Origin of the sequence: Neobacillus sp. OS1-2 (assembly GCF_030915505.1) — a bacterium.
GTDB lineage: Bacteria > Bacillota > Bacilli > Bacillales > Cytobacillaceae > Neobacillus.
On record NZ_CP133265.1, the window covers coordinates 4,378,415 to 4,402,269 of the forward strand.

The 23,855-nt window shown below is 39.1% G+C and carries 26 protein-coding genes, 1 pseudogene and 1 other annotated feature; of the genes and pseudogenes, 13 read left to right on the forward strand and 14 right to left on the reverse strand.

What is annotated here, in order from left to right; all coding sequences use genetic code 11:
* Positions 1–11 precede the first annotated feature (11 nt).
* Both RCG19_RS21820 and RCG19_RS21825 read left to right on the forward strand, forming a co-directional pair.
* Positions 12–896: a proline iminopeptidase-family hydrolase gene (locus RCG19_RS21820; protein ID WP_308108889.1), complete on the forward strand. Its 885-nt coding sequence runs from the start codon at positions 12–14 to the stop codon at positions 894–896.
* Between the two features lie 169 nt (positions 897–1,065).
* Positions 1,066–2,397, forward strand: coding sequence for an MDR family MFS transporter (locus RCG19_RS21825; RefSeq protein WP_166242851.1), 1,332 nt, complete (start codon positions 1,066–1,068; stop codon positions 2,395–2,397).
* Between the two features lie 185 nt (positions 2,398–2,582).
* Here RCG19_RS21825 and RCG19_RS21830 read toward each other — a convergent pair whose 3' ends face one another.
* On the reverse strand, positions 2,583–3,095 hold the full coding sequence (locus RCG19_RS21830) for a gamma carbonic anhydrase family protein (protein ID WP_308108890.1): 513 nt from the start codon (positions 3,093–3,095) through the stop codon (positions 2,583–2,585).
* 198 nt (positions 3,096–3,293) lie between these two features.
* Positions 3,294–3,542, forward strand: a binding site (T-box leader).
* Positions 3,543–3,644: 102 nt separating this feature from the next.
* Between RCG19_RS21830 and ilvA the strand changes: the two genes are divergently transcribed.
* Positions 3,645–4,910 (forward strand): threonine ammonia-lyase IlvA, encoded by a 1,266-nt coding sequence (gene ilvA / locus RCG19_RS21835; RefSeq protein ID WP_308108891.1) that lies wholly within the window; start codon positions 3,645–3,647, stop codon positions 4,908–4,910.
* Between the two features lie 266 nt (positions 4,911–5,176).
* Positions 5,177–5,896 (forward strand): YebC/PmpR family DNA-binding transcriptional regulator, encoded by a 720-nt coding sequence (locus tag RCG19_RS21840; protein WP_308108892.1) that lies wholly within the window; start codon positions 5,177–5,179, stop codon positions 5,894–5,896.
* Positions 5,897–5,925: 29 nt separating this feature from the next.
* Here the strand turns inward: RCG19_RS21840 and RCG19_RS21845 are convergent, their stop codons facing one another.
* A complete protein-coding gene (locus RCG19_RS21845; protein WP_308108893.1) occupies positions 5,926–6,897 on the reverse strand; it encodes a DMT family transporter in 972 nt (323 codons plus the stop codon).
* A gap of 329 nt (positions 6,898–7,226) precedes the next feature.
* On the opposite strand from RCG19_RS21845, the gene RCG19_RS21850 reads away from it, so the two are divergent.
* Positions 7,227–7,739: a YbaK/EbsC family protein gene (locus RCG19_RS21850; RefSeq protein ID WP_308111049.1), complete on the forward strand. Its 513-nt coding sequence runs from the start codon at positions 7,227–7,229 to the stop codon at positions 7,737–7,739.
* Positions 7,740–7,862: 123 nt separating this feature from the next.
* Here RCG19_RS21850 and RCG19_RS21855 read toward each other — a convergent pair whose 3' ends face one another.
* Positions 7,863–8,267: a hypothetical protein gene (locus RCG19_RS21855; protein ID WP_308108894.1), complete on the reverse strand. Its 405-nt coding sequence runs from the start codon at positions 8,265–8,267 to the stop codon at positions 7,863–7,865.
* Positions 8,268–8,426: 159 nt separating this feature from the next.
* Between RCG19_RS21855 and RCG19_RS21860 the strand changes: the two genes are divergently transcribed.
* From RCG19_RS21860 to RCG19_RS21885, 6 genes are all read left to right on the forward strand, one after another.
* Positions 8,427–8,828, forward strand: a complete 402-nt coding sequence (locus tag RCG19_RS21860) for an SET domain-containing protein (RefSeq protein WP_308108895.1) — start codon at positions 8,427–8,429, stop codon at positions 8,826–8,828.
* A gap of 113 nt (positions 8,829–8,941) precedes the next feature.
* On the forward strand, positions 8,942–9,475 hold the full coding sequence (locus RCG19_RS21865) for a sigma-70 family RNA polymerase sigma factor (protein WP_308108896.1): 534 nt from the start codon (positions 8,942–8,944) through the stop codon (positions 9,473–9,475).
* A 3-nt stretch (positions 9,476–9,478) separates the two neighbouring features.
* Positions 9,479–9,886, forward strand: a complete 408-nt coding sequence (locus RCG19_RS21870; protein ID WP_308108897.1) for a PadR family transcriptional regulator — start codon at positions 9,479–9,481, stop codon at positions 9,884–9,886.
* The gene (locus RCG19_RS21875) at positions 9,867–11,171 is read left to right on the forward strand and encodes an FtsW/RodA/SpoVE family cell cycle protein (RefSeq protein WP_308108898.1); all 1,305 of its coding nucleotides are present in this window, start codon (positions 9,867–9,869) and stop codon (positions 11,169–11,171) included. The genes RCG19_RS21870 and RCG19_RS21875 overlap by 20 nt, the downstream gene beginning before the upstream one ends.
* A gap of 112 nt (positions 11,172–11,283) precedes the next feature.
* A complete protein-coding gene (locus RCG19_RS21880; protein ID WP_308108899.1) occupies positions 11,284–11,670 on the forward strand; it encodes a hypothetical protein in 387 nt (128 codons plus the stop codon).
* A gap of 267 nt (positions 11,671–11,937) precedes the next feature.
* The gene (locus RCG19_RS21885) at positions 11,938–12,375 is read left to right on the forward strand and encodes a GNAT family N-acetyltransferase (RefSeq protein ID WP_308108900.1); all 438 of its coding nucleotides are present in this window, start codon (positions 11,938–11,940) and stop codon (positions 12,373–12,375) included.
* A 121-nt stretch (positions 12,376–12,496) separates the two neighbouring features.
* On the opposite strand, the gene RCG19_RS21890 is transcribed toward RCG19_RS21885, so the two are convergent.
* From RCG19_RS21890 to RCG19_RS21940, 11 genes and pseudogenes are all read right to left on the reverse strand, one after another.
* Positions 12,497–12,676 carry a hypothetical protein gene (locus tag RCG19_RS21890; protein ID WP_308108901.1) on the reverse strand — a complete coding sequence of 60 codons (180 nt, stop codon included), beginning with the start codon at positions 12,674–12,676 and terminating at the stop codon, positions 12,497–12,499.
* A 315-nt stretch (positions 12,677–12,991) separates the two neighbouring features.
* Positions 12,992–14,032, reverse strand: coding sequence for an ion channel (locus RCG19_RS21895; RefSeq protein ID WP_308111050.1), 1,041 nt, complete (start codon positions 14,030–14,032; stop codon positions 12,992–12,994).
* A gap of 158 nt (positions 14,033–14,190) precedes the next feature.
* Positions 14,191–14,424 carry a hypothetical protein gene (locus RCG19_RS21900; RefSeq protein WP_166241189.1) on the reverse strand — a complete coding sequence of 78 codons (234 nt, stop codon included), beginning with the start codon at positions 14,422–14,424 and terminating at the stop codon, positions 14,191–14,193.
* A gap of 21 nt (positions 14,425–14,445) precedes the next feature.
* A complete protein-coding gene (locus RCG19_RS21905) occupies positions 14,446–14,685 on the reverse strand; it encodes a hypothetical protein (RefSeq protein WP_374049565.1) in 240 nt (79 codons plus the stop codon).
* A 13-nt stretch (positions 14,686–14,698) separates the two neighbouring features.
* Entirely contained in the window at positions 14,699–14,926 is a 228-nt protein-coding gene (locus RCG19_RS21910) for a hypothetical protein (RefSeq protein ID WP_242637789.1), read from the reverse strand.
* A 228-nt stretch (positions 14,927–15,154) separates the two neighbouring features.
* A pseudogene (locus tag RCG19_RS21915) lies at positions 15,155–15,833 on the reverse strand (SOS response-associated peptidase).
* A gap of 17 nt (positions 15,834–15,850) precedes the next feature.
* A complete protein-coding gene (treR, locus tag RCG19_RS21920) occupies positions 15,851–16,564 on the reverse strand; it encodes a trehalose operon repressor (RefSeq protein WP_308108902.1) in 714 nt (237 codons plus the stop codon).
* Positions 16,565–16,578: 14 nt separating this feature from the next.
* Positions 16,579–18,246, reverse strand: a complete 1,668-nt coding sequence (gene treC, locus RCG19_RS21925; RefSeq protein WP_308108903.1) for an alpha,alpha-phosphotrehalase — start codon at positions 18,244–18,246, stop codon at positions 16,579–16,581.
* Between the two features lie 81 nt (positions 18,247–18,327).
* A complete protein-coding gene (gene treP, locus RCG19_RS21930; protein WP_166241199.1) occupies positions 18,328–19,752 on the reverse strand; it encodes a PTS system trehalose-specific EIIBC component in 1,425 nt (474 codons plus the stop codon).
* A 434-nt stretch (positions 19,753–20,186) separates the two neighbouring features.
* The gene (locus RCG19_RS21935) at positions 20,187–21,377 is read right to left on the reverse strand and encodes a M14 family metallopeptidase (RefSeq protein ID WP_308108904.1); all 1,191 of its coding nucleotides are present in this window, start codon (positions 21,375–21,377) and stop codon (positions 20,187–20,189) included.
* A 90-nt stretch (positions 21,378–21,467) separates the two neighbouring features.
* Complete coding sequence (locus RCG19_RS21940) at positions 21,468–21,860, reverse strand: thiol-disulfide oxidoreductase DCC family protein (RefSeq protein WP_308108905.1); 393 nt, start codon at positions 21,858–21,860, stop codon at positions 21,468–21,470.
* A gap of 97 nt (positions 21,861–21,957) precedes the next feature.
* Here RCG19_RS21940 and RCG19_RS21945 point away from each other — a divergent pair, with 97 nt between their 5' ends.
* Entirely contained in the window at positions 21,958–23,031 is a 1,074-nt protein-coding gene (locus tag RCG19_RS21945; protein ID WP_308108906.1) for an NAD(P)H-dependent flavin oxidoreductase, read from the forward strand.
* A gap of 163 nt (positions 23,032–23,194) precedes the next feature.
* Positions 23,195–23,842: a phosphatase PAP2 family protein gene (locus RCG19_RS21950; RefSeq protein WP_308108907.1), complete on the forward strand. Its 648-nt coding sequence runs from the start codon at positions 23,195–23,197 to the stop codon at positions 23,840–23,842.
* The last annotated feature ends 13 nt before the right edge of the window (positions 23,843–23,855 follow it).

Below are 23,855 nucleotides of genomic sequence, written 5' to 3' on the forward strand. Positions count from 1 at the left end.
GGAGAAAAAGTATGCACAATAATGAAGGTTATATAGAAGTAACAGGTGGAAAGGTTTGGTATCAAGTTTTCGATGAAATGGGTGGGGGCACGCCAGTCATTATTCTCCATGGCGGGCCGGGATCATCCTCTTTTTCGCTTCAAGGGTTAAAAGCTCTTGCGAAAGATCGTCCCGTGATTTTATATGATCAATTAGGTTGTGGAAAATCCGACAGACCAACGGATACCTCTCTTTGGCATCTCAACCGTTTTGTAGAGGAATTAGCGCAAATAAGACACGCGCTGAAGCTTAGTGAATTACATATCCTAGGTCATTCCTGGGGGACAACACTTGCTGCTGCTTATTGCTTAACAAAGCCAAGCGGTGTGAAAAGTGTAATTTTCTCAAGCCCCTGTCTTAGCGCCCCATTATGGGAACAGGATCAAAAGCGAAATCTAAAAAAACTTCCACTTGAAATACAGGAAACCATTACACGCTGTGAAGAAAATGGAACGACCGATTCGAAAGAATTTGAAGCGGCGATTGAGGTATTTGGAAAACATTTTGTAAACAGAATGGAGAAGCAACCGGAATGGCTAGAACAAAGACCTTCAGGGTACCGGAATGCTGAAATCTATACTATCATGTGGGGGCCATCGGAATTTACCGTTCTTGGAAATTTGAAGGAGTTTGACTGTACATCGAAATTAAAGGACCTTACCTGCCCGGTTCTATATACGTGTGGGCGATTTGACGAAGCAACACCAGAAACAACACAATACTACAGTGACGTGACCCGGGATTCGAAATTCCATGTATTCGAAAACAGCGCACACATGCCGTATATTGAGGAGCCAGAAGAATATATAACAATAATCGGGAATTTTCTTCAATCCATTGATCTCCAGGGAAAATAAGCTATTCTTACTTGTTTAAACTCGGCTGAAATCGATCAGCCCTTTTTTTACGGGTTCTTTTCATAAAGATGGGTAAAAGAAAATAAATTTTGCTATAATGATAGAAGTGTAAAATTGATGTTGTAAAAAAAAGGAATTATTCAGCAATGATCGGACATTGGAGGTTCATATGGGGAAAAATAGATATGTATTTTGGGGGCTTGTGATTACAACCCTTATTTCGGCGTTAGATGCCAATATAATGCAGACAGCAAGTCCAACGATTGTCAAACAACTCGGCGGCATGGAATTGTTTGCTTGGATCTTTGTCGTTTATATGTTAGCGAGTACTGTTACTGTACCACTTTACGGTAAACTATCAGATATGTATGGCCGGAAAAAGCTGTTAATGATCTCGGTTGGTCTGTTTACGTTTGGCTCGATCCTGTGTGGAATCGCGAATTCCATGGAGATGCTGATTGTGTATAGAGGGATTCAAGGGCTTGGCGCCGGCGGAATGGTTCCACTCTCTATGATAATCGTTGGAGATTTATTTACAATTGAAAAGCGTGGCAAGATCCAGGCGGTATTTAGTACAATTTGGGCTATTTCCTCCATTGTAGGGCCCGTTTTGGGTTCCTTCTTCGTTGAGACCTTGACATGGAGATGGATTTTCTTTATCAATATCCCTATTGGTATTGCCACAGTGCTGTGTCTACTTCCTTATAAAGAAAAAACAGTATTTAAAAAGACTCATATCGATTATAAAGGGTTCTTCCTTTTTGGATTTTCGATTACCCTTTTATTATTGGCTACCAATGTGAGTCATGGTATTTGGTACATCCTAATTGGAATCATCGGATTGATTGTATTCCTATTAGTTGAAAGGAAAGAAACAGAACCGTTTCTCCCTGTGTCATTGTTTAAAAATAGAGGAATCCTCATGACGAATTTGTTCATGTTGTTTTATTGTTTATCGTTTTTCGGTACTTCGAATTTCATTCCCTTGTTTTTACAAGAAGGTCGAGACATGAGTATTTATAAAAGTGGCCTGATTCTATTAAGTATTGCGCTCGGCTGGATGTTTGGTAGTACACCGGCAGGGAATTGGATCCTCCGCTTTGGTTACAAAATATTATTTATTATCGGCAGTTTTATTACGACCATTTCGGGATTAGCGCTTTATTTATTCATTCAGGATATTTCTTACATGGGATTGTTTTTGATTTTAACAATCCAAGGTGTTTCCTTCGGTTTGCTGTTTGCGGTAGGCACGATTGCTTCTCAAGAATTTGCCGAACCCCATATCAAGGGGATGTCTACATCACTGCAGATCTTTTTAAGAAATATTGGAACGTCAATTGGTGTAACCATCATGGGTTTGCTTATTAATCAGGCAGTAACCATTTCCGTTGGTATGAAAAACGTATTCCTTTATGCCTTGTGTTTGAGTTTGATCACGGTTGTGTTGAGTTTTCTCATACCTGCTAAGACCGGTGAATTAAGTAAAAGCCATTCATAGATTAAGAAAAAGACCGGACGTGCGTTCGGTCTTTTCTTTGCTTTAGTATCCGTACAATTTGCGGAGACAAGACATAAGGTTTGTGGCTAGAACCGATAAAAGATATGTGTGACCATATGTAGAAAAACTATGCGACGACGGTCACAATAATATCAATTTTCGATTAATATAGTTGGTTTAGCTAACTAGTTAAGAATCTCTCTAAATTCTTTCCCTTTTTGGACGTAGTGCTCACTAGACATTTGCAGCATCTGTAAATCTTTCTCTGAAAGCTCGCGGACCACTTTTCCTGGTGAACCAAGTACAAGGGAGCGAGGGGGTATCTTAATTCCACCTGCAAGTAGCGTATTCGCACCAATAATGCATTCCTCATCAACCTCCACATTGTCAAGAAGCGTGGACCCCATGCCAATGATGGATTTCTTTCCTACTTTGCACCCGTGCAAAATAACATTATGGCCAATGGTTACATCATCTTCAATTACCACTGGAAATCCTTCGTATAGATGAATGGTCGAGTTATCTTGGATACTGCATCGTTCACCGATGATAATCGGACCGTCATCTGCACGTAATACGGCATTAAACCATACGGTTGATTCTTTGCCAATCCGGACATCGCCAACCAGATATGCACCTGGTGCAACAAAAACTGAATCATGAATGGCGGGGGATTTCCCCTTGTAAGGAATCTTCATTTCAAAACCTCTCCTTTTTAGTTGTCAGAATTATTTATCTCCTTTTAAAATTATACCATTTAGGTCACTAAATACTATAAAAACGGCACTAAACAGAATGTGAAAAATGAAAGCGCTTTATTAATTGACAAAATAGTTAAAATAGTCAAAATACATTGACAGGGTATATTTTCGATGGTAATCTTATCTAAAATTAGATATGAATCAATGACGAGAAGAGTAGGGTATTGCCTTGTCCAGCAGAGAATCGACGGTTGGTGGGAGTCGATGACGGGCTTATCTGAAAATCATCTCTGAGATGTATAGCTGAACGGTAAAAGTAAGCTGTACCGGAATGTCCACCGTTACAATGGAACCCGTACCTAAATGGTGCGTTGATCGAGAGCCGCAGTTTCAATCGTACAATTGCGGAAGTAGGGTGGTATCGCGAGCTAACTCGTCCCTATTCCATTAGGGACGGGTTTTTTGTTGTTTAAAAATGCAAATTCATTTACCAAGACTAAAACCATTTTACATGCACAGTAGGAAATACAGAGGAGGAGTTTTAACATGAGTCAACAAGTCGAAAAGAAAACGTTTAGTGTCGAAGATATCATCCTTGCCAGCCATAATATTAAGGATGAAATTTCCCCAACCCCGCTGCAGTACAATCATCTGCTGTCAGAACGATATGATTGTCATGTATATTTAAAAAGAGAGGATTTGCAAAGTGTCCGTTCGTTTAAGATTCGCGGGGCCTATAACCGTATCAAAAAGCTTAATGAGGATGAACTTCAAAACGGTATTATCTGTGCAAGTGCTGGCAATCACGCTCAAGGAGTGGCCTATTCTTGTCACCTTTTAAACATTCATGGCAAAATCTATATGCCAAGTACAACACCAAAGCAAAAAGTGAACCAAGTAAAATTTTGGGGTAAAGACAGTGTTGAAATTGTGTTAACTGGAGATACCTTCGATGATGCATATGAAAAAGCCATGGAGTGTAGCCAGGCTGAAAGTCGTACCTTTATTCATCCCTTTGATGATTTCGATGTGATTGCCGGTCAAGGAACAGTGGCAGTCGAATTGCTCAACGATTGTCCTGAAAAAATTGATTATCTCTTTGCCGCAATCGGCGGCGGTGGCTTGCTAGCGGGGGTGGGAACTTACTTAAGACACTATTCCCCAACCACACAATTAATCGGTGTCGAACCTCAAGGGGCACCAGGAATGAAGGAATCAGTACTCAAAGGGGAAGTTACCTCCCTTAAAGAAATTGACCCATTCGTAGATGGCGCAGCAGTTAAAACAGTTGGATCCAAAACGTTTGAAATTTGCAAAGAAATCGTCGATGACATTATTGTGGTTCCGGAAGGTAAGGTTTGTACCACGCTTTTATCCTTGTATAACGAAAATGCCATTGTTGTGGAACCAACTGGAGCCCTTTCCGTTGCTGCCTTAGATACATATTCAAATGAAATTAAAGGGAAAACAGTTGTTTGTATCGTCAGCGGCGGCAACAATGATATCGGGCGGATGCAGGAAATTAAAGAGCGCTCCAAACTTTATGAAGGCCTGCAGCATTATTTTATTGTCCAATTTCCGCAGCGCCCAGGAGCATTACGCGAATTTCTCTTTGATGTACTTGGACCAAATGATGATATTAGCCACTTTGAATATACGAAAAAAAATAATCGAGAGACAGGTCCAGCATTGGTTGGTATCGAATTAAAAGATAAAGATGACTATCTACCATTAATAGACCGGATTAAGGCAAAGGGATTTATTTATCGGGAAGTAAATAACGATAGCACGTTGTTTCAAATGCTTGTGTAATGCGAAAGGATCATCCATACAACATGGAATGATCCTTTTTTTGAAAATCGAGGCATTTCTTATACTTTTTTGTTTTTAGGATACTTAACAAATGAAACATTTAATGTATAATATTATCTGTGTATGAAAGTATCATTTTGATAAAGTGATGTTTGACAATTAGATGATTCATAACTCAAAATTGTTATGTTGAAAAAATATGAAAGATTCAGTTTTTTTCTTATAATAATTTCGTGTAGATTCAAAGCGGAAAGAGAGTGTTCATAATGGGACGTAAGTGGAACAATATTAAAGAAAAAAAAGCTTCAAAGGATGCTAATACAAGTCGTGTTTATGCGAAATTTGGGGTTGAAATTTATGTTGCAGCGAGACAGGGTGAACCTAATCCTGAGTCCAACCAAGCGTTAAAATTTGTTCTAGAACGTGCGAAAACATACAATGTACCTAGACATATTATTGACCGTGCGATTGAAAAAGCAAAAGGTGGATCCGAAGAAAGCTATACAGAGCTTCGTTATGAGGGCTTTGGACCAAATGGATCCATGGTCATCGTTGATGCACTAACGAATAACGTAAACCGTACCGCATCCGATGTTCGTGCTGCTTTTGGTAAAAACGGCGGAAATATGGGCGTCAGCGGATCTGTAGCCTATATGTTTGATGCTACTGCTGTTATTGGTGTCGAAGGAAAAACAGCAGATGATGTTCTTGAGCTATTAATGGAAGCAGATGTTGATGTCCGTGACATTATAGAAGAAGAAGATTCGGTGATTGTCTATGCAGAGCCAGACCAATTCCATGCCGTGCAAGAAGCATTTAAGCAAGCAGGGATTACGGACTTTACCGTTGCCGAATTAACTATGCTGCCTCAAAATGAAATTACACTTCCTGAAGATGGACTAGCAAAATTTGAAAAAATGATTGATGTATTAGAAGAATTAGAAGACGTGCAACAAGTGTACCACAATGTGGATTTAGGTGAATAAAAAAGCAAAAAAAGTAGCGACTAAATTATTTAGTTGCTACTTTTTTTACCTGCCCCGAAATCGAACCCTTTATTTTCAGTTTGCTTTTTATTATTTTTTGCTATAGATAAAATAAATATCGTGGCAATTATGAAAATAGAGCCAATCCACTCAGCCGCACCAAAGGGAACATGGAGCCAAGCAACGGCCAAAAAGGCCGCGGATAATGGCTCGACACAGGCGAGAAGACTTGCATCAGAAGCACTGATGTATTTCAAACTCTCCATATAGCAAAAGAAGGCCATCAACGTGCCACAAATAACCACAAACACGACCGCTAAGAAGGATGTCAGACTCCAATCACCTTGAAACTTCCAGGGAGGATGGATGAAACTAAAGCCGATGCCGCCAATGGTCATCCCCCAGCCAACCGTCATCAATGAACCCCATTTTGATAATAAGCCGCCCGGATAGAGCGTGTAAAATGCGAGGGCAAATGCGGAAAGAATCCCCCAGAAAAATGCCATTCCTGTAATGGACAGGGAATGAACACTTCCTTTCGTTACTAAAAGAAAGGTTCCCAAAAGTGCGAGAATAATCGCCAACACTTCTTGTTTTCCTGGTAATGACTTTGCTCGTAGAAATAAATAGCTGGCAATAATCACTGGCGCCAAATACTGCAAGACGGTTGCTGTTGCCGCATTTCCATGCTCGATTGCAGCAAAATAGGTGTATTGAACGCCGAACATACCAATGATTCCAAAGATAATCAGACGGCCAACATCCTGTTTATTTTTCCATACACTCCAAATAGGTTGTTTCCCTACAGTTTGTGAAAACAGTAATAAGCCAATTCCTGAAAAAATAAGCCGTGTCACCACAAGCCAGTTGGTGCTGAAACCTTGCTGATGAAATAGGTACTGAGCAACGGTGCCGGATACTCCCCAAAAGGTTGCGGCAATGAGCACTAAGACAATTCCCTTCACCCTTGAGTGGGGCAATGCTGCACTGTGTGAATTCATGTTTCCCCTCCCAAAACGAAAGCCATTCAGACTATTAATATATAATTATAACAAAAATTATATCACTTTTCAGAAAGAAGGATTGAAAAATCGTTCAAATTTCCATTATCTCTATTTTTAGTAGTAATGACGGGAGCAAGATATCGATATCCTTTTGCTAGCTTTTATATATCTTATAATTATCATACTGATATTTCACTGATAGCAACGTGCAGCCATCAACTTTCAGGAAATTTATTCATTAGGGATTCATTCCAAGACGTATTTTCGCTTTAATCCTTTAACGTATGCTATTATACAAGATAATACATATGGAGAGGATGAAAATGGTGTCAGTAGAAAGCGTTAAAACCTATTTTAAACAATGGAATCGTGAAATGGATATCATGGAATTTGAAACATCAAGTGCTACTGTTGATCAAGCCGCGGAAACGATTGGGGTAATCCCAGCACGAATCGCCAAAACATTATCCTTTCGGGGGAATGAGGAAAAAGCCATCCTAATTGTTGCTGCTGGTGATGCCAAGGTCGATAATAAAAAGTTTCGGCAAAAATTTGGATTCAAACCGCGAATGCTCACACCAGATGAAGTGCTTGAGCAAACAGGACATGCCATCGGCGGGGTTTGCCCATTCGGTTTGAAAAACGAAATTGACGTTTTCCTTGATATATCGATGCAACGATTCGAGACCCTATTCCCGGCCTGTGGCAGCACGAACTCTGCCATTGAGTTATCAAAGGATGAAATTCTTCAATATTCTTCAGCCGTAGAATGGGTTGATGTGTGCAAAGGATGGGAAGACGAAGCCCTATTAAAAGACAGCCAGCAACTTGAAGTGTAAATAACAATGGTTGTGAATAACGGTGAATTTTTATATTTTGCTGAGGACGGAGCTTGTTATATGCTGAGAAAAATAATCAAATAAATTGAACCCACGTTCATTTTTAGGCGTGGGTTTTTAACCTTATCTTGGTGTAATCGGCTTAACAGAAATAGCTGGAGTATAACTTGTGACCACACAGCCTTCCAGATGATTAGGTTGAAGAAATCCTAAATTTAGTGCTGCTTTAATTTTTCCATCATCCGGCTTTTTTACAACTTGTATAAGTTCATTCATCTGTAATTCTTCTAATCTTTTTATCGTTTCATCCTCATTGTACTTTTCTGTCTTTCGAATCTGCCTTTGCAGCTTGAAACCACTGATGGTGATTTCGGCTTTATGATTGGATCCGACAAGATTATTAAAATAGGTTTGAAATGCATCCTTTAATTGATTCATTTCCAGTTCCATTTCTTTTTTCTGTTTATTCAGCTCGTAATACCTGACTAACATCTCACCTGTAATCAAGGAATCATTGTTACTAAACAACTTCCTCGCCTCCTTACGAACGTATATTCCATTTTATGATGCGTATCGGAAAATATAACCAATTGAACTGAATTAAAAAACAATTGCATTCTTCCCAATATAATGGCAAGCTTAAGTATGATAAAAACTTCATTGGAAAGAACTTTATAGGTGATGAATATGATTGAAATAAAAACTTCAAAGCTAAGCGATGGCGAATTAAATAGAGGTGTATTTGCAACAGAAGATATTGCAAAAGGGAAGCTGATTCATGCGGCACCCGTAATTCCTTACCCTAATGAGGAGCATGTTCACATTGAAAAGACCTTGCTTGCTGATTATGCATTTGAGTATGGGGTAAACCACACCGCGTTTGTTTTAGGATATGGGATGTTGTTTAACCATTCGTATGAACCCAATGCCACGTATGAAATAAATTTTCCAAATCACACGTTTGACTTCTATGCATACAAGGATATCAAAGCGGGTGAAGAAATCCTCATCAACTATAATGGTGACGAGGACGACCAAGAACCACTTTGGTTCCATAAGGATGAAAAAAGTGCTTCTGAAGAAGAGTAAACAAAAAAGGATAGATAGTGGCAGTTTTTTTCTGCTCTATCTATCCTTTTTTTGTTTTTTTAAAACTTTCTAAAGGAATGTGTCGTCTAAGATGTATCAAGGGAGGGACAAAAGTGGAGGAATTGACAGCGGAAGTAATTGAAACAGAAGATAAAGAAACCCTAATAGATGAAATTATGACTAGATATGGGCAGGACATCTTACAACTTGTTTATTCATATGTGAAAAATAAAGGGCTAGCTGAAGATCTAACCCAGGATATTTTTATTAAATGTTACAATTCTCTTCATACATATAGCGGTAAATCGCAGCTGCGGACATGGCTATGGCGCATTGCCATCAATCATTGCAAGGACTACCTGAAGAGCTGGTATACTAGGAACGTCGTCACGACTGACGAAGAACCGACAAACAGTCAAACAAAAAAGGAAATGGTCGAGCAGGTCGTCATTCAGAAAGAAGAGGATGATGAATTGATTTCTGCGGTTATGACACTGCCGATTAAATATCGAGAGGTGCTATATCTCTTTTATTATGAGGAATTGCCGATTAAAGAAATCGCAGCTGTTACAAATACGGTTGAAAACACAGTGAAAACAAGATTAAAACGGGCGAAAGAACTTATGAAAGAACGATTGGAGGCATAGAACATGGAGGATCGTTTAAAGAATTTAAGAAAATCAATGAATCGAACTACCTTTTCACAGTTGAATTTTACCGAAAAGCATCGAAAAGACATTCGTGAAAAAATCAAACAACAGGAAGAAAATGAAGAGGATGTTCTATATGCTGTCCTGCAGCTACTTGTCAACGAAAGAACGGGATTTGAATTAGTAAAACTTTTACGGGGTAGAGGCATCAGGAAATTCGAGGATAACGAAGGATCTCTCTACATTCTGCTCCACCGTTTAGAGCAGAATCAATGGATTCAAGCGACGTGGCAAAGATCTAAGGCGAAATATTACCAGTTAACTAATAAAGGGAAAAAAATCTTGCAAAAAGCGGGTAAGAATCAAACGAAAAAAGGGTTTGTTTTACATGAATTGCTGGAGGGGTGAGACGGACGTGGCAAATAAGAAGTTTATTTTTTTGAAAGAGGTAACAGAACAAATTAAATCGAAGGAGGCCAAGAAGGTTGTAGCCACTGAATTAGGTTTTCATATCCAGGAAGCCAAAAATTTATTAATAGAGATGGGATTACCGGAAGCAGAGGCTGAGGAAAAAGCCATTGAACAAATGGGTAGCCCGAGCAAATTAGGGAAACAGATGAATAGGCTGCACAAGCCCAAGGTAGATTGGTTTATGATCATCCTATTGGTGACAACATTGGGACTTGGATTTTTACCGTTAGCTTCACTTGGATACTTGGAGGATACGACACATTTTGCTTTTACGAAAAGCATTACTGTTTTACTAGGAGCTTCTGCAGCTATAGGAATCATGTTAATCGATTTTCGTAAATGGAAAACACGTGGGTGGATGTTTTACACTTTAGGCGTTCTCTTTTTACTTATCATCAAATTTCTTTCTAATACCATGATTAATGGGGTACCGCTCCTTAGAATCCCGTCAATTATTACCTTAGAAAGCTCAATGGTATTGCCCTTATTTTTCCTTGGTTGGGCTTCATTTTTTAGTAACGAGCGGCTTAAAATTTGGCAATTTTTTATATTGTTTTTCATCCCATTGCTCTTATTATTAGCAGTATCAAATATAACAACTCCCTTTATGTATACTGTTATGGTCATGGGAATGTTTTGGTGGAGTAAATTTAGCAGAAAAAAAATGATGGTTATTGGAGGAATAACCTTCTGTTTATTCCTGATTATGGCGTTGGTTTCTTTAGAACGTCTTAAGAGTTATCAACTAGGAAGAATTCTGGCCTTTATAACCCCCGAAAAATCTTCGGGTGGAGCAAGTTATATGATTTTACGAGTGAATGAATTAATGTCAAAAGCCGGTTGGTTTGGTAACCATGGGAATAAAGAGTTTATTCCATCAGCACATACGGATTTAGTTTTTGTGAGTTTAACCTATACATACGGCTGGCTTTTTGCAATTGCTTTATTTGTCATCCTAACCCTAATTATGGTGAGATTTATTGTAATCTCTAATAAAATTCATGATTCTTATGCCAAACTTCTTTTGTTTGGTGCAGTGGGACTTTATGGGGTTCAGCTGGTTTGTAACGTGGGAATGGCACTTGGCGTCTTTCCACAAACCTCGATATCCTTGCCTTTTATTAGCTATGGGTTAATGCCAGTATTGCTAAATTCCTTTTTAATTGGAATTGTGATGAGTATATATCGACGGAAAGAATTACTATCAAACCGTTTCGTTTAAGATTTGGGTCATGCATGCCTAAATAGTTAAGAAAAAACAGGACATCCGCCTATGCCTTTTCATGATTTCAACATAGTCTAGACTGTAACCTATATAAAGGAGAGATGCTCAAATGAACGATTTGAGACAATTTAATACAGGCATGGATGGTTTTGGCGGCATGGGCGGAGGATTCCCTGGAATGGGTGGATTTAGCGGCACGGGTATGGGAGGATATCCGGGTATGGGAGGATATCCTGGTCATGGATGGCATGACGGCTATGGTGGGGGATACCCTGGTCATGGATGGCATGGCGGCTGGGGTGGTGGATACCCTGGTCATGGATGGCATGGCGGCTATGGTGGTGGATATCCTGGTCATGGATGGCATGGCGGACAAGGCAGCTGGGGTGGATTCCCTGGTCATGGCGGCATGGGTGGATTCCCGAGCCATGATGGATATGGCGGCATGGGTGGCATGTTCCCAGGTCACATGGGTGGAACCCCCACCAATCTTTAATGGATGACAACTTCAACATTGAAAAGCAATTACGAATAAAAATAAATAAACTCTAATTGGGTATGCCTCATCTATTAACAGAAAAAGCCTTGATCTTTCAAGGCTTTTTCGCATGCCCACAAAACTAACACAAATCTTAAAGGAATAAAACGAAACATGCAGAATAGTAAATAAAGATACAACCGTGCCGCGGTGGATTCAGTGATACGAGCAACAAAAACGAGGGGAAAATCCTTCTTGTAAACTATAAAAAAAGGAGAAATAAACATGCATATTCAAAAGGCCACATTAAATGAGCTTGATGCTTTAACCGAGCTATTTGATTTGTACAGGCAGTTTTATGAACAAAAATCCGATATGGAGGGGGCAAGAAAGTTTTTGCAGGAGAGAATTCTTAACGAAGAGTCTGTTGCTTTTATCGCACTTGAAGAATCTAATCCGCTTGGTTTTGTACAGCTTTATCCTTCGTTTTCAAGTGTAAGTATGCAGCGGTCATGGGTATTAAATGATTTATATGTGAAGGAAATCGCCCGCGGAATGGGTGTGGGCGAATCCTTGATGAAAATGGCAATAGATTTTGCGAAAGAAACTGGGGCGAAGGGACTTTTTCTTGAAACTGCTGAGGATAATACGACAGCCCAAAGACTTTATGAAAAAATCGGCTTCATTAAGGAATCTCATTATTTCTATTATTTTTCCATATAAATTTTGAAAAAATGGTCGTACTTGAACGGAATGAAGAAAGCCACTGATTTATATCAGCGGCTTTTTTGTGGATTTATTTAAGATCTTAATGATGAACTATTTATTCAATCACGGAGGAATTCTATTTACTTAATTCTATTAATAATTCGTGGGCAATGTGTTGTTCAAAATCCTTTGGCTTTTCCAATACAATCCCTCTTCTTGACGCAGCTGCAATAATTAGTCCTAATTCATAGTACATATTTTTAGAGACTACTCCATTTGAAATCATTTTCTTCACTTCTTCATAAAATTGAATCAAAAAAATCTCTTGGTAATTTTTCATACAAAGACATTTTTTAAAACACCTACTATTCCTACTGTTCTAATAGGAATAATATCAATTAAAACTAAATTTGAAAAGAGGTTTTCGTTAAGATTTATCATTTTATTATATTTTTAAGTTAAATGGTATCCCTTACCTCCGGGGGCTTGGATAAATTCTGTTTTTGAAAACAAAACAAAAAACACCGCAGATTGCTTTGCAATTTGATGCCCATTTTACTTAACCTTATTAACTGTCAATTAACGTCTTGTGATAGGAAAGGGGACCCATTAACCAGCTAATGCATCCCTTTCATTGCGATTTTAATTGTTCAAGCGTGTCTTTGTCACAAATTACAAATAGATGTGCATCAGCTGGAATATGATCATCGAGTTTTTGGTTAATGTAAAAGTCACCGCGATCCGCAACAAGTGTTGCACCGTTGTTCAGCAAATCCTCAAAAGCATCCCGATAGGTTTGCCACTCCGCTTTTTTCGGAATTTCAAACATCGCTTCCCCATACTGTGTGCTCATCAATTCTGAAAACATATGTGTGACACCTGGAGAAAATAACGACCTTACTGCCGCATGAGAGATCATTTCCTGTGTGGGAATAAATTCATCCACCTTAACGTTTTGGAATAAAGGGATATGGCACTGATTAATTACCTCTGCCGTCACATGAATATCCTTTTTATATTTTTCCTCAACCGTTGTGATGGCGGCAGCAATTAATAACGTTTTTCCATCAACAAGCAGCGGGTCTTTTGTTGCAAAATTGTCCTGTGTTATTTGGTCGGCAAAAATAATTACACCCATCGCCTTTGGTAAATTTGCGTTTAGGAGAATCTCTTCATTCGTTGCATCCCCGCGAACATAATGCAGCCGCTCGTCGAGAAGTGGGGCTTTTTCTAATACATCAATGATCACAATATCAATCTTTTTATCGGATTTTAAAATTTCATCAATGGCTAATCTGGACTTCGGACTCCATCCAATTAAAATAATATGATTTTTACCCGAATATTTCATTTTTCCTCCGACTTTCAGTTTATCGATATAATAGACAGAATCAATAATTTTTCCAATAAATACGCTGACCAAAGCAATCCCTGTTATATAAAGAATGATCGTATATATTTTTCCGGCAAAGGTTACCGGTGCATAGTCTCCAAACCCCACGGTGGCAAGTGTGGTGAGCACCCAATAAAGAGAAGTAGTAAAAGATTTAAACGTGTGCGGCTCAAGCCAATAAATGATAAACGCAGCTAAAATAATGTATAAAATAAAAAAGGGAAAAAAGATTCGGTTCCGCAATTTTACCAAGTAATAAAGCCATTTTTTTATTGCCATGCCCACTGATGATTGTTCCTGCCTTTCAGATTTTTAATAACCTTATATTTCCCAAATGCAACCAAAAAATCAATACATTATCACTATATAGGAAAAATCCATTCGACAAATGGAAAAAATAAAATAGGAGACTTCTGGTGAATGAAGTCCCCTGTACCTTAAAGTATGCTATTTTTCGCTGTCCAACTGTCACTAATATCAGAATCATATATGGCTGAAATAGGGATAATTATGGGGACAAAATCACCATTTTGTTCACCATACCCCTGATTTCTCTTATAGGAAACGAATTGGTCGATAAACTGGTTCGGTCCCATGTTCATAACGGATCCATGATCGAATACATTGATTTTTAGGTTACCAAGATTGACTATCATCGGTGCAAAAATCAACAATCTCACCCCTAGCAAAGGTTAAATAATGCTATTTTTAGCGGTATTGCTATCTGTTACATCCGGGTCCACTACCCATGATATAGGGATATTGACGGGTGATAAATCACCATTTTGTTCACCCACGCCTTGGTTTCGTTTATAGGAAACGAACTGGTCAACAAATTGGTTGGGTCCCAAATTGACGAAGGAGGAATTATCAATTGCATTGACCTTAAATCCTAAAAAGTTAATCGCCATTGGTGCGATATTCAACTCCATCACTCCCTGTTCATTATTTATTTATTTTAATCGACGGCATATCAATGATTTCATCATCAAAAATAATGTAGATGGGAACAGATGTAATCGAGAAATCCCCCATTTGTTGGCCAAATCCTTGATTTTTTTTCCCGGTTACATTAATTCCTTTAAAAAAAGTAGGTCCCACAGAAACCGCACTTTTATGGTCGGGACTGTTTATTTTCATACTGCCAATCGTTACTTTCGTTGGAATAAACAAAATCTATTCTCCTTTCAATGTCCGAAGAAAAGGGCATTACCATCTATTTAACAAATATATTCAAAGGGTTCCATATTAGACCAAGGGGTGAATTAGCCAAAAAAAAGAAAGTGGTGGAAGCCACTTTCGAAAGAAGGAAAACTTTTATGGGTTAGTACAGCATATGTTCTAGCTTGTACGGGCATGTAGTGAACATGTCCATTTTGAAATTTTTTTTTTAAAAGGGCGCTAACAAATTTTCTTTATAAGTTCAGGTCGATTATTTTTAGGTGTGTTAACTAATGGAGAGACTTCATATGACTCCATTAAATGGTCATCGAAGGGGACAAGCAGTGATTCTAATTTATCGTAATCAGAAAGGGATGGATCGAGCCACATTTTTTCATCTTCTCGTTTTACTATTACGGGCATGCGATCGTGAATCGATTTCATTAGTTCATTGGGACCGGTAGTGATAACGGAACAGGTATATAGCGCTTTACCATCCTGGGATTTCCAGCACTCCCAGATACCGGCCATGGCAAATAATTCGTTCTGATTTGAGTTTGATCCGCATCGGAGTTTTGCTTTGATCCTCCTGTCGTTTCCATTCAAAGAAGCTGTCTGCAATCACAAGACAACGTTTCTTCTTAAAGGCATTTCGAAAGCTCGGCTTTTCTGTGATTGTTTCAGCTCTGGCATTGATCATTTTGTGACCAATGGACATATCCTTTGCCCATGGAGGGACTAAGCCCCATTTCAAAAATCCCATTCGATTCTGTGTCCCATCGTTTATTACTGCTACGACAGCCTGAGACGGGGCAATATTAAAGCTTGGAGAATACAGCTCTTCCTCTAGGAATGATTGAATATCGAATCGGTCCATAATTTCCTCAATTGTTGCAGTAAGTGTGAATCGCCCGCACATACCCATCACCTCAGTTTTTAGTGTACTCTTCTCGCAAAGTCGACGAAACGAAATTTATCGGGCCTATGACGTGATTCTGTGTATTGGAAGAGAGTGGCGTCATCTAAATAAACATAATTTTTGATGACAACCACATTATGAAAGCCTTCAAGATCCAACAATGCACGGTCTTCCGAAGTAGGCTCGTCCACAATAATTTCCTTTTTTGCAAAGCTTATCGTTAAGTTTAATTCATTTTCAAGAAAGTGATAAATGGAGTCGGCGCAGATTTCTTCGGTTAACGAAGGGACGTATTTGTGACTTAAAAAATCTTTATCCAAAATAATTTTTTCACCGCCCATTTCACGCGTGCGTACAACCTTCCAGACCAGATCCTTGCTCCCTAACTGAAGCTGCTGCCTGATAAAGCCATCGGGCTTGATTAGCGATAATTCATTGACCATCGTTTTCGGCTTCTTGCCCATTTTACTTGCCAGTTCTTTGAAGCTGACTAAGCCGGAAACAGGAAAATCAAATTTACTGATGTCGATGACAATCGAACCTTTTCCTCTAACTTTTTGTATATAGCCATTTTGAGAGAGCAGATTTAACGCTTTTCGAATTGTTTCCCTTGAGGTATCGTATTGGTCTTTTAATTCGTTCTCAGAGGGGAGGAGCGTCTGTGGCGGGATCTCGCCGCTTTTAATTTGCTCGACTATAGAGTTATAAATAGTAAGGTATTTGTTTGTCATAGAGACATCTCCGTTCATTTTTTCAAGTGGTACACGATGGACTCATACGGCCGCAGCAGAATTTCGCTACCGAGCGGGGCCGAATCCTTATAGTTAGAGAGTAACATCTCACTCGTATAGCCAGCAAGGTTTAAATGAGCAGGGAGGGTAAATGGCGTCTCCTTGCCATAAAAATTATTGATGACTAGTAATTTTTCCGATTCGGTTGTTCTCATAAAGGCAAAGATTTCTTTATCCTGTTCTAAAATACGCTCGAAATCACCATCAGTCACAACAGGAACACGTTTTCTTAAGTGAATTAACTTTTGGTAATGATAGAAAATAGAATTCTGATCTTGTATGGCTTTGTCCGCATTAATCACTTGATAGTTTTCTGCCGTTTGAATCCAAGGGGTTCCAGACGTGAAACCCGCGTTTTTACTAGCATTCCACTGTACAGGTGTTCTTGAATTGTCCCGCGATTTTTGCTTAAGAATGTCAATAATCGCTTGTTCCTCCAGACCTTCCTGTTGTTTGATTTTATAAACATTCAAGGACTCAACATCACGATACTCATCAATGGAGGTAAATTTCGGATTGGTCATTCCGAATTCTTCTCCTTGATAAATAAATGGGGTACCCTGCATCATATGGAGGGCTGTTGCGAGCATTTTTGCCGATTCCATATGATACTTTCCATCATCACCAAAACGAGATACCACTCGCGGCTGGTCATGATTACACCAAAAAAGGGCGTTCCAGCCGCCGCCTTGAATCATTTCAACCTGCCAGTTTGACAGTATGTCTTTCAATGCCTGGAAATCAAAATTCGCTATTGTCCATTTATCACCATTTGGATAATCAACCTTCAAGTGATGAAAACTGAACGTCATATTTAATTCTTCTTGCTCCGGGTTGGTATAGCGAATGCAATTATCAATGGAGGTAGAGGACATTTCACCAACCGTCATAATGTCATAGTGTGCAAAGACCTTTTCATTCATTTCATGTAAAAATTCATGGATTCTCGGGCCGTCTGTATAAAATTTGCGTCCGTCACTGTCATCCTGAAGGAACTGCTGGTCTTTTGAAATTAAATTAATGACGTCTAACCGGAAACCATCAACACCTTTTTTAAGCCAAAAGTGCATCATTGCATATAAAGCCGCGCGGACCTTTTCATTTTCCCAATTTAAATCTGCCTGGGTCACATCGAACAAATGCAGATAATATTGCTCTGTTGTTTCATCGTACTCCCATGCAGAGCCGCCAAATTTGGATGCCCAATTTGTTGGTGCTTCACCGTTTTTCCCATCTTTCCAAATATAAAAATCACGATAGGGATTATCCTTAGAAGACTTCGCTTGTTTGAACCATTCATGCTCGGTAGAGGTATGGTTAATCACGATATCCATAATGATTTTTATACCACGTTTGTGTGCTTCATCTAAAAGCTGATCGAAGTCTTCCATTGTTCCATAATCTTCATGAATCGTATAATAATTGCTTATATCATAGCCATTATCACATTGTGGAGATTGATAAATCGGAGTGAGCCAAAGGACATCCACGCCTAGTTCGTTTAAATAGTCTAGTTTTTCAATAATTCCTTGGAGATCGCCAATACCGTTTCCAGTTGTATCATTGAAGCTCTTTGGATAGATTTGATAAACGACTGCTTTTTTCCACCAAGTTGTTGACATATCAAACACCTGCCTAAATATAATGAGTTTTCTAAAGTGGAAAAAGAGGGAGTTGGTCTCCCTCCTTTATGGAGTGTAACGTTATTTTTTAAAAGTTACCTTTTTTACACCAGTTTTTGCAAAGATATTCGTTAATATGAATGGAACCACAATCGCAATCAACATGCAGATGGCAAACATCACCATATATTTAGGCTGAATCGAAAGAATCCCAGGAAGACCACCGACACCAATCGAGTTAGCCATGACACCACTTGCTACAGATACAACGCCTGCAATCATGGATCCGATCATCGCGGCTAAGAAAGGGAAGCCATATTTTAAGTTAATCCCGAACATCGCCGGCTCTGTTACACCTAAGTAACAAGAGATGGCTGCAGGGATCGAAACCTGCTTTTCTTCTTCGTCCTTCCGGTTGATAAAAATCATCGCAAGGACGGCCGAACCTTGGGCAATATTCGATAAAGCAATCATCGGCCAGAGGTTTGTTCCACCGAGCTCACTCATCAATTGAAGGTCAATCGCATTTGTCATATGGTGTAATCCCGTAATAACAAGCGGAGCATAGGCAAAGCCAAAGATGGCAGCAAATAACCAACCAAATGCAGAAGTTAAGCTAGAATAAACGACATGAGAAATTCCGGAACCAATCGACCAGCCAATCGGGCCCAAAATAGTGTGGGCAATTAATACAGTTGGAACTAACGCTAAAAACGGAACAACAATCATCGAAATAGAATTTGGCACAATTTTACGTAATCTGGTTTCCAGGAACCCTAATACCAGTCCTGCTAAAATAGCGGGGATAACTTGTGCTTGATAACCAATCATCTTAATGTGGGCAAAGCCAAAATCCCAGGTCGGAATTTCTTTTGCGTTTGCTACACCGTATGCGTTTAATAATTGCGGTGAAACCAAGGTAATACCAAGAACAATACCTAGAATTTGCGATGCGCCCATTTTCTTGGCAACAGACCAGGTGATCCCGACAGGAAGGAAGTGGAATATCGCTTCACCAATCAGCCATAGAAATGAATGGACACCGGCCCAGAACTGAGAAACTTCAATGATCGTCTTAGTTCCATCATCCAATAATTTAATGTCACCGATTACATTTCGGAAACCAAGGATTAACCCCCCGACAACAAGAGCAGGAATTAACGGGGTGAAAATTTCCGCTAGATGCCCCATCATTCGCTGGATCCAGTTCTGATTTTGCTTGGCTGCCACTTTTGCTTCTTCTTTTGAAGTGCCGTCTACACCGGCAATTTTAACAAATTCATTGTAAAAGCTGGAGACTTCGTTTCCGATAATGACTTGGAATTGACCAGCTTGGGTAAATGTACCTTTTACAAGTTTAATGGATTCGATTTCTTTCATATTGGCTTTGGATGGATCGTTTAAAACAAACCGCATTCTGGTTACACAATGCGTAACAGCTGCGATATTTTCTTTACCGCCAATGTGTTCTAGGAGCTGTTTTGATGGATCAGTGTACTTGGTCATTTTTCTTTCCCCCTGTAAGATAGGATCACTCCCGGTTTTTTATCTACATCTTTATATACAAGTATTGTGCGCGTTTTCATAAAATGCATTAGCTTGTATATACAAGTTTTGTTTACGGTTTCATTTTAACTTGTATATACATGTAAGTCAACCAGAAATTTTGGTTGATTCATAGATGTTTTCTTAGGTGGTAAAAATTGAAAGGAATCCTATGCCATTTGAACTACTTTTACCCTTTACAGCATTAAATTGTTGAATGAATATTTTGATAATGGTAAACTAAACTTGTTTAAATTCTTCTGAGTTTAGACCTCCTAATTTGAGGACTTAGTCTAGACCACTAAGTACTCGCTTGGACCTTTGAATTTTATTCAAAGGTTCTTTTTTATCCATAAGAAAAGAAGGCCTTTTTTTGGGCCTCCACTTCAAATCATTCACATATATAGACCAGCCAGAAATATTCCCAGTGTTTTTTGATAGATTTCATCAAATTGTGAGAGGGGAAGGGGATTGACACCTAGGCCAATCTCAACTGTGAATCCAGGCCGATGCCAATCCTGGATAAACCAATCTTTATAGCCTGCATAGCTTTCAATCGTTTTGACAGCTTCGTAGCCGCTGACTCTGCTGAACTCTTTGACGATCACTTCTGATTCCGGAGGTTCAGCATTTTCAAACCCCCAGTAGATCACTTCGCCTTGCGTATGAAAGGCAATTACTCGTGCAAAGTCTCGCTTTTTTGTTAATTCTGCCATGGCAATGGCTTCGGGCTCGGATAAGGGCTTTTCTCCTCCATAATCTCTAGGACCGGGCTTATCGGGATTCCTAGCCTTCTCTAATTCCCAGCGAGCAGGGAATTGATCGTTAAGGTCAACACCCCTAATATTTGCCTTCCATCCAGAAAAATCCCTGCTGCCTTTATTGTATTCAACTACTTTCTGCTTCCATGTATCATTTGCAGGCGGTCCATGCAAAACGAGATCGACTCCATCTGGATTTACCATTGGTACAATGGATAGTGCGCTTTGTTGGTATAAACGGGAAGTGGAGACACCGCGGATGGGGTTTTGATTTGTTAGAGATAGTAAATAGTCATTTAAAAATGTCATGATCACTGGTGTGGTAATCCATTCATTGGCATGAAATGATCCGTTATAATGGACCTTTTTCCCACCATTACCGATACGGATTTCTGGAATGTTTTTCCCCAGAACCGTATTTCCAATTGAGGGGGACTGTAAAAATGGGTAAACACCTTGTAATCTTTTAATATCATTCATCAGTAGCTTGTAATCATAGGTTTGCCCGCCATTCACTAATCTCCAGGTAATTCGTAAGGGGATTTTGATTGTTTGGCCAACCATTAGTTGATCTGGATTTATAGTAGGGTTCACTAAAAGAAGGGCTTCGAGCGGAAGATTACGATTTTGAGCAAGTTTCCACAAGGAGTCCCCTTTACGAATCTGGTATTCTTGGGCAACAAAACCAGGAATCCTGACTCGCTGACCAATTGAGAGATTGTTCACTTGAATATCCCGATTTGAATCATGTATTAACTGTAAATTGATTTTAAAAAACTGGCTATAATGCCATAACGAATCCCCTTTTCTAACAAAGATATCCATTTAGCTCCTCCTGCTGAATAAAAATAGTTGTTAGTAAAATGTATGCTAAGTAGAATAAAATAGTAGTTCTAATTCGTATTAGCGCTGTTCCTAATCTAGGAATCTGTTTTTCCATTTTGGGGATGGAAGTAGGCAGCTATCCTTTTTTCCAAACCATTTATAGCGGTTTTTAGCTATTACATCATATAGTTTGTCACGAATAAATGGGGGGATGACCAAGAAAATGGTTGACATTTTCCAAATTCCGTATAATTGTTTAGATACACGAATTGCTGCGCCTGACTTTACATATACCTTTTCTTTCTCAATCAACACAAAGCTACTTATGGTCGACTTAAAACCATGTTTTTTTAACAACTCTTGACCAATCTCGCTTTGAAGCGCGGCAAATTTAAATTTTCCTTGCGGATCTCTTTTTATAATGAATTGCACACTTCTGTCGCAAAGATTGCATACACCATCAAATAAAATAATCCGTTCCATTGTATCACCTGCCTTTTAGTTAACACTATTAGGATATGTATGGATTCAGAATAGCATAGGATATCTTTCAATAAAAATATGAAAGGCGGAAAATCGCATGTGGAGCAATCGTATAACAAGGTTGTTTAAAATCCATTATCCCATCATTCAGGCCCCAATGGCAGGAGGCCCAACCACAACAGAATTAGTGGCTGCCGTTTCCAATGAGGGGGGGCTTGGGATGATTGGGGCGGGGTATATGAGTACTGATCAATTACGAAATCAAATACGTGATAGTAAAACCTTAACGGATAAGCCATTCGGTATCAATTTATTTGTACCCAATCCATATAATGCAGATAGTGGGAAGCTGAGTTTAGCGAGTTCTTTATTAAAACCGATTAAGGAAAAATTACAGGTCGGGGAGGAAATAGTCCTACCAACCTTCGAACAAGACCTCATAACTTTTGAGGAGCAATTAACAATAATTATTGAAGAAAGAATTCCAATCTGTTCTTTTACGTTTGGGATCCCTTCACCGGAAGTTATAAGAAAACTGAAGGAAAATTCAATTGTTGTGATTGGAACCGCAACAACGGTAGAAGAGGCTATCATGATTGAGAAAGCTGGAATGGATGCGGTTGTCGTCCAAGGGGCAGAAGCGGGCGGTCATCGGGGTACATTTTATGGTCAGGAGGATCAGGGCTTAATTGGGTTAATGTCACTCATTCCGCAGGCTTTTGATGCGGTTGAAATTCCACTTATTGCAGCTGGCGGAATCATGGACGGTAGGGGAATCATGGCTGCCAAATGCCTTGGAGCTATGGGGGTTCAAATGGGAACGGCTTTCCTTGTTTGTAAGGAAAGTGGGGCAAATACTCTTCATAAGGAAGCCATCATGGAGGCAACAGAAGACCGGGTAGTATTAACCAAAGCGTTTTCAGGCAAAATGGCTCGAGGTTTAAAAAATAGCTTTATAGAAACCATGCGTCGAACTGAAGAAGAACTTCCCGACTATCCGCTGCAAAATGAACTGACGAAAGCAATTAGAAAGAGCGCAGCTGTAAAAGGTGCCACTGATTATATGTCCCTATGGTCAGGGCAGAGCCCAAGATTAGCAAAAAAATTAACCGTTCGCGAACTAATGAATAAGATTATCCTAGAAGTAGAAACATTGCATTCAAAACTTTAAACCGCGAACAGTGTCCATCCGGGGCGGACACTGTCCACGAATGGTGCCTGTCACCAAATTATGTATTTTCATTGTATTTATGTTATTATAAAGGGGATTTGAGAATTTTTTTGTTTGGTAAGTTTATATTTTGCTAATGTACTATTTAAAGGGGAGGGGTAAAGTGGAAAAGGTAATCAAAAAGACTCCCTATTTACTTTTTTTGTTAGTTATTCCGCTTTTAGCTAGTGTGTATCAATTTTTAAATACCCGATCACATAAGGCAGTTGATATTTCGACATCGATTGATCAAGCTATTCCTTTTTTACCGATTTTTATTATTCCGTATATTCTTTGGTATGCGTATATCTTCTGTTATTTAATCTATTTTTGTTTTAAGGATACCAAGGTATATTTAAAGACGTTGTTGTTAATTGTGATTGCCGAACTTATTTGCTTTGTGATTTATTTCTTCTTCCAAACAACAGTCCCAAGGCCGGTACTTGTCGGTGATCATATCCTAACCCAACTTGTCCAATGGATATACACAAAGGACCGCCCGTTTAATTGTTTCCCAAGTATTCACGTGCTAACGACCTTTGCGGTCATGCTTGCATCCTTACACATCAAGAATAAACATCTACTAAACACGCTTTTTATCCATTTTTTAGGTTCCTGCATCATTATTTCGACACTTTTTGTCAAACAGCATGTGATCTTCGATATGATTGGATCCATGTTCCTGGTTACATTTCTTTATGGAATTTCCTTCGAACTACTGACCTTCAGGGTGAAGGAAAAGTCAGAAACCGTTTATGTAAAGAACAAATAGCAAAAGAGATTCT

Coding starts and splice junctions, on each gene's coding strand:
- RCG19_RS21940 (WP_308108905.1), bottom strand. CDS start 21,860: ATGGAACGGATTATTTTATTTGATGGTGTATGCAATCTTTGCGACAGA.
- RCG19_RS21845 (WP_308108893.1), bottom strand. CDS start 6,897: ATGAATTCACACAGTGCAGCATTGCCCCACTCAAGGGTGAAGGGAATT.
- treC (WP_308108903.1), bottom strand. CDS start 18,246: ATGTCAACAACTTGGTGGAAAAAAGCAGTCGTTTATCAAATCTATCCA.
- RCG19_RS21825 (WP_166242851.1), top strand. CDS start 1,066: ATGGGGAAAAATAGATATGTATTTTGGGGGCTTGTGATTACAACCCTT.
- RCG19_RS21905 (WP_374049565.1), bottom strand. CDS start 14,685: ATGGAGTTGAATATCGCACCAATGGCGATTAACTTTTTAGGATTTAAG.
- treP (WP_166241199.1), bottom strand. CDS start 19,752: ATGACCAAGTACACTGATCCATCAAAACAGCTCCTAGAACACATTGGC.
- RCG19_RS21820 (WP_308108889.1), top strand. CDS start 12: ATGCACAATAATGAAGGTTATATAGAAGTAACAGGTGGAAAGGTTTGG.
- treR (WP_308108902.1), bottom strand. CDS start 16,564: ATGACAAACAAATACCTTACTATTTATAACTCTATAGTCGAGCAAATT.
- RCG19_RS21895 (WP_308111050.1), bottom strand. CDS start 14,032: ATGGCAATAAAAAAATGGCTTTATTACTTGGTAAAATTGCGGAACCGA.
- RCG19_RS21935 (WP_308108904.1), bottom strand. CDS start 21,377: ATGGATATCTTTGTTAGAAAAGGGGATTCGTTATGGCATTATAGCCAG.
- RCG19_RS21840 (WP_308108892.1), top strand. CDS start 5,177: ATGGGACGTAAGTGGAACAATATTAAAGAAAAAAAAGCTTCAAAGGAT.
- RCG19_RS21945 (WP_308108906.1), top strand. CDS start 21,958: ATGTGGAGCAATCGTATAACAAGGTTGTTTAAAATCCATTATCCCATC.
- RCG19_RS21885 (WP_308108900.1), top strand. CDS start 11,938: ATGCATATTCAAAAGGCCACATTAAATGAGCTTGATGCTTTAACCGAG.
- RCG19_RS21875 (WP_308108898.1), top strand. CDS start 9,867: ATGAATTGCTGGAGGGGTGAGACGGACGTGGCAAATAAGAAGTTTATT.
- RCG19_RS21830 (WP_308108890.1), bottom strand. CDS start 3,095: ATGAAGATTCCTTACAAGGGGAAATCCCCCGCCATTCATGATTCAGTT.
- RCG19_RS21880 (WP_308108899.1), top strand. CDS start 11,284: ATGAACGATTTGAGACAATTTAATACAGGCATGGATGGTTTTGGCGGC.
- RCG19_RS21860 (WP_308108895.1), top strand. CDS start 8,427: ATGATTGAAATAAAAACTTCAAAGCTAAGCGATGGCGAATTAAATAGA.
- ilvA (WP_308108891.1), top strand. CDS start 3,645: ATGAGTCAACAAGTCGAAAAGAAAACGTTTAGTGTCGAAGATATCATC.
- RCG19_RS21870 (WP_308108897.1), top strand. CDS start 9,479: ATGGAGGATCGTTTAAAGAATTTAAGAAAATCAATGAATCGAACTACC.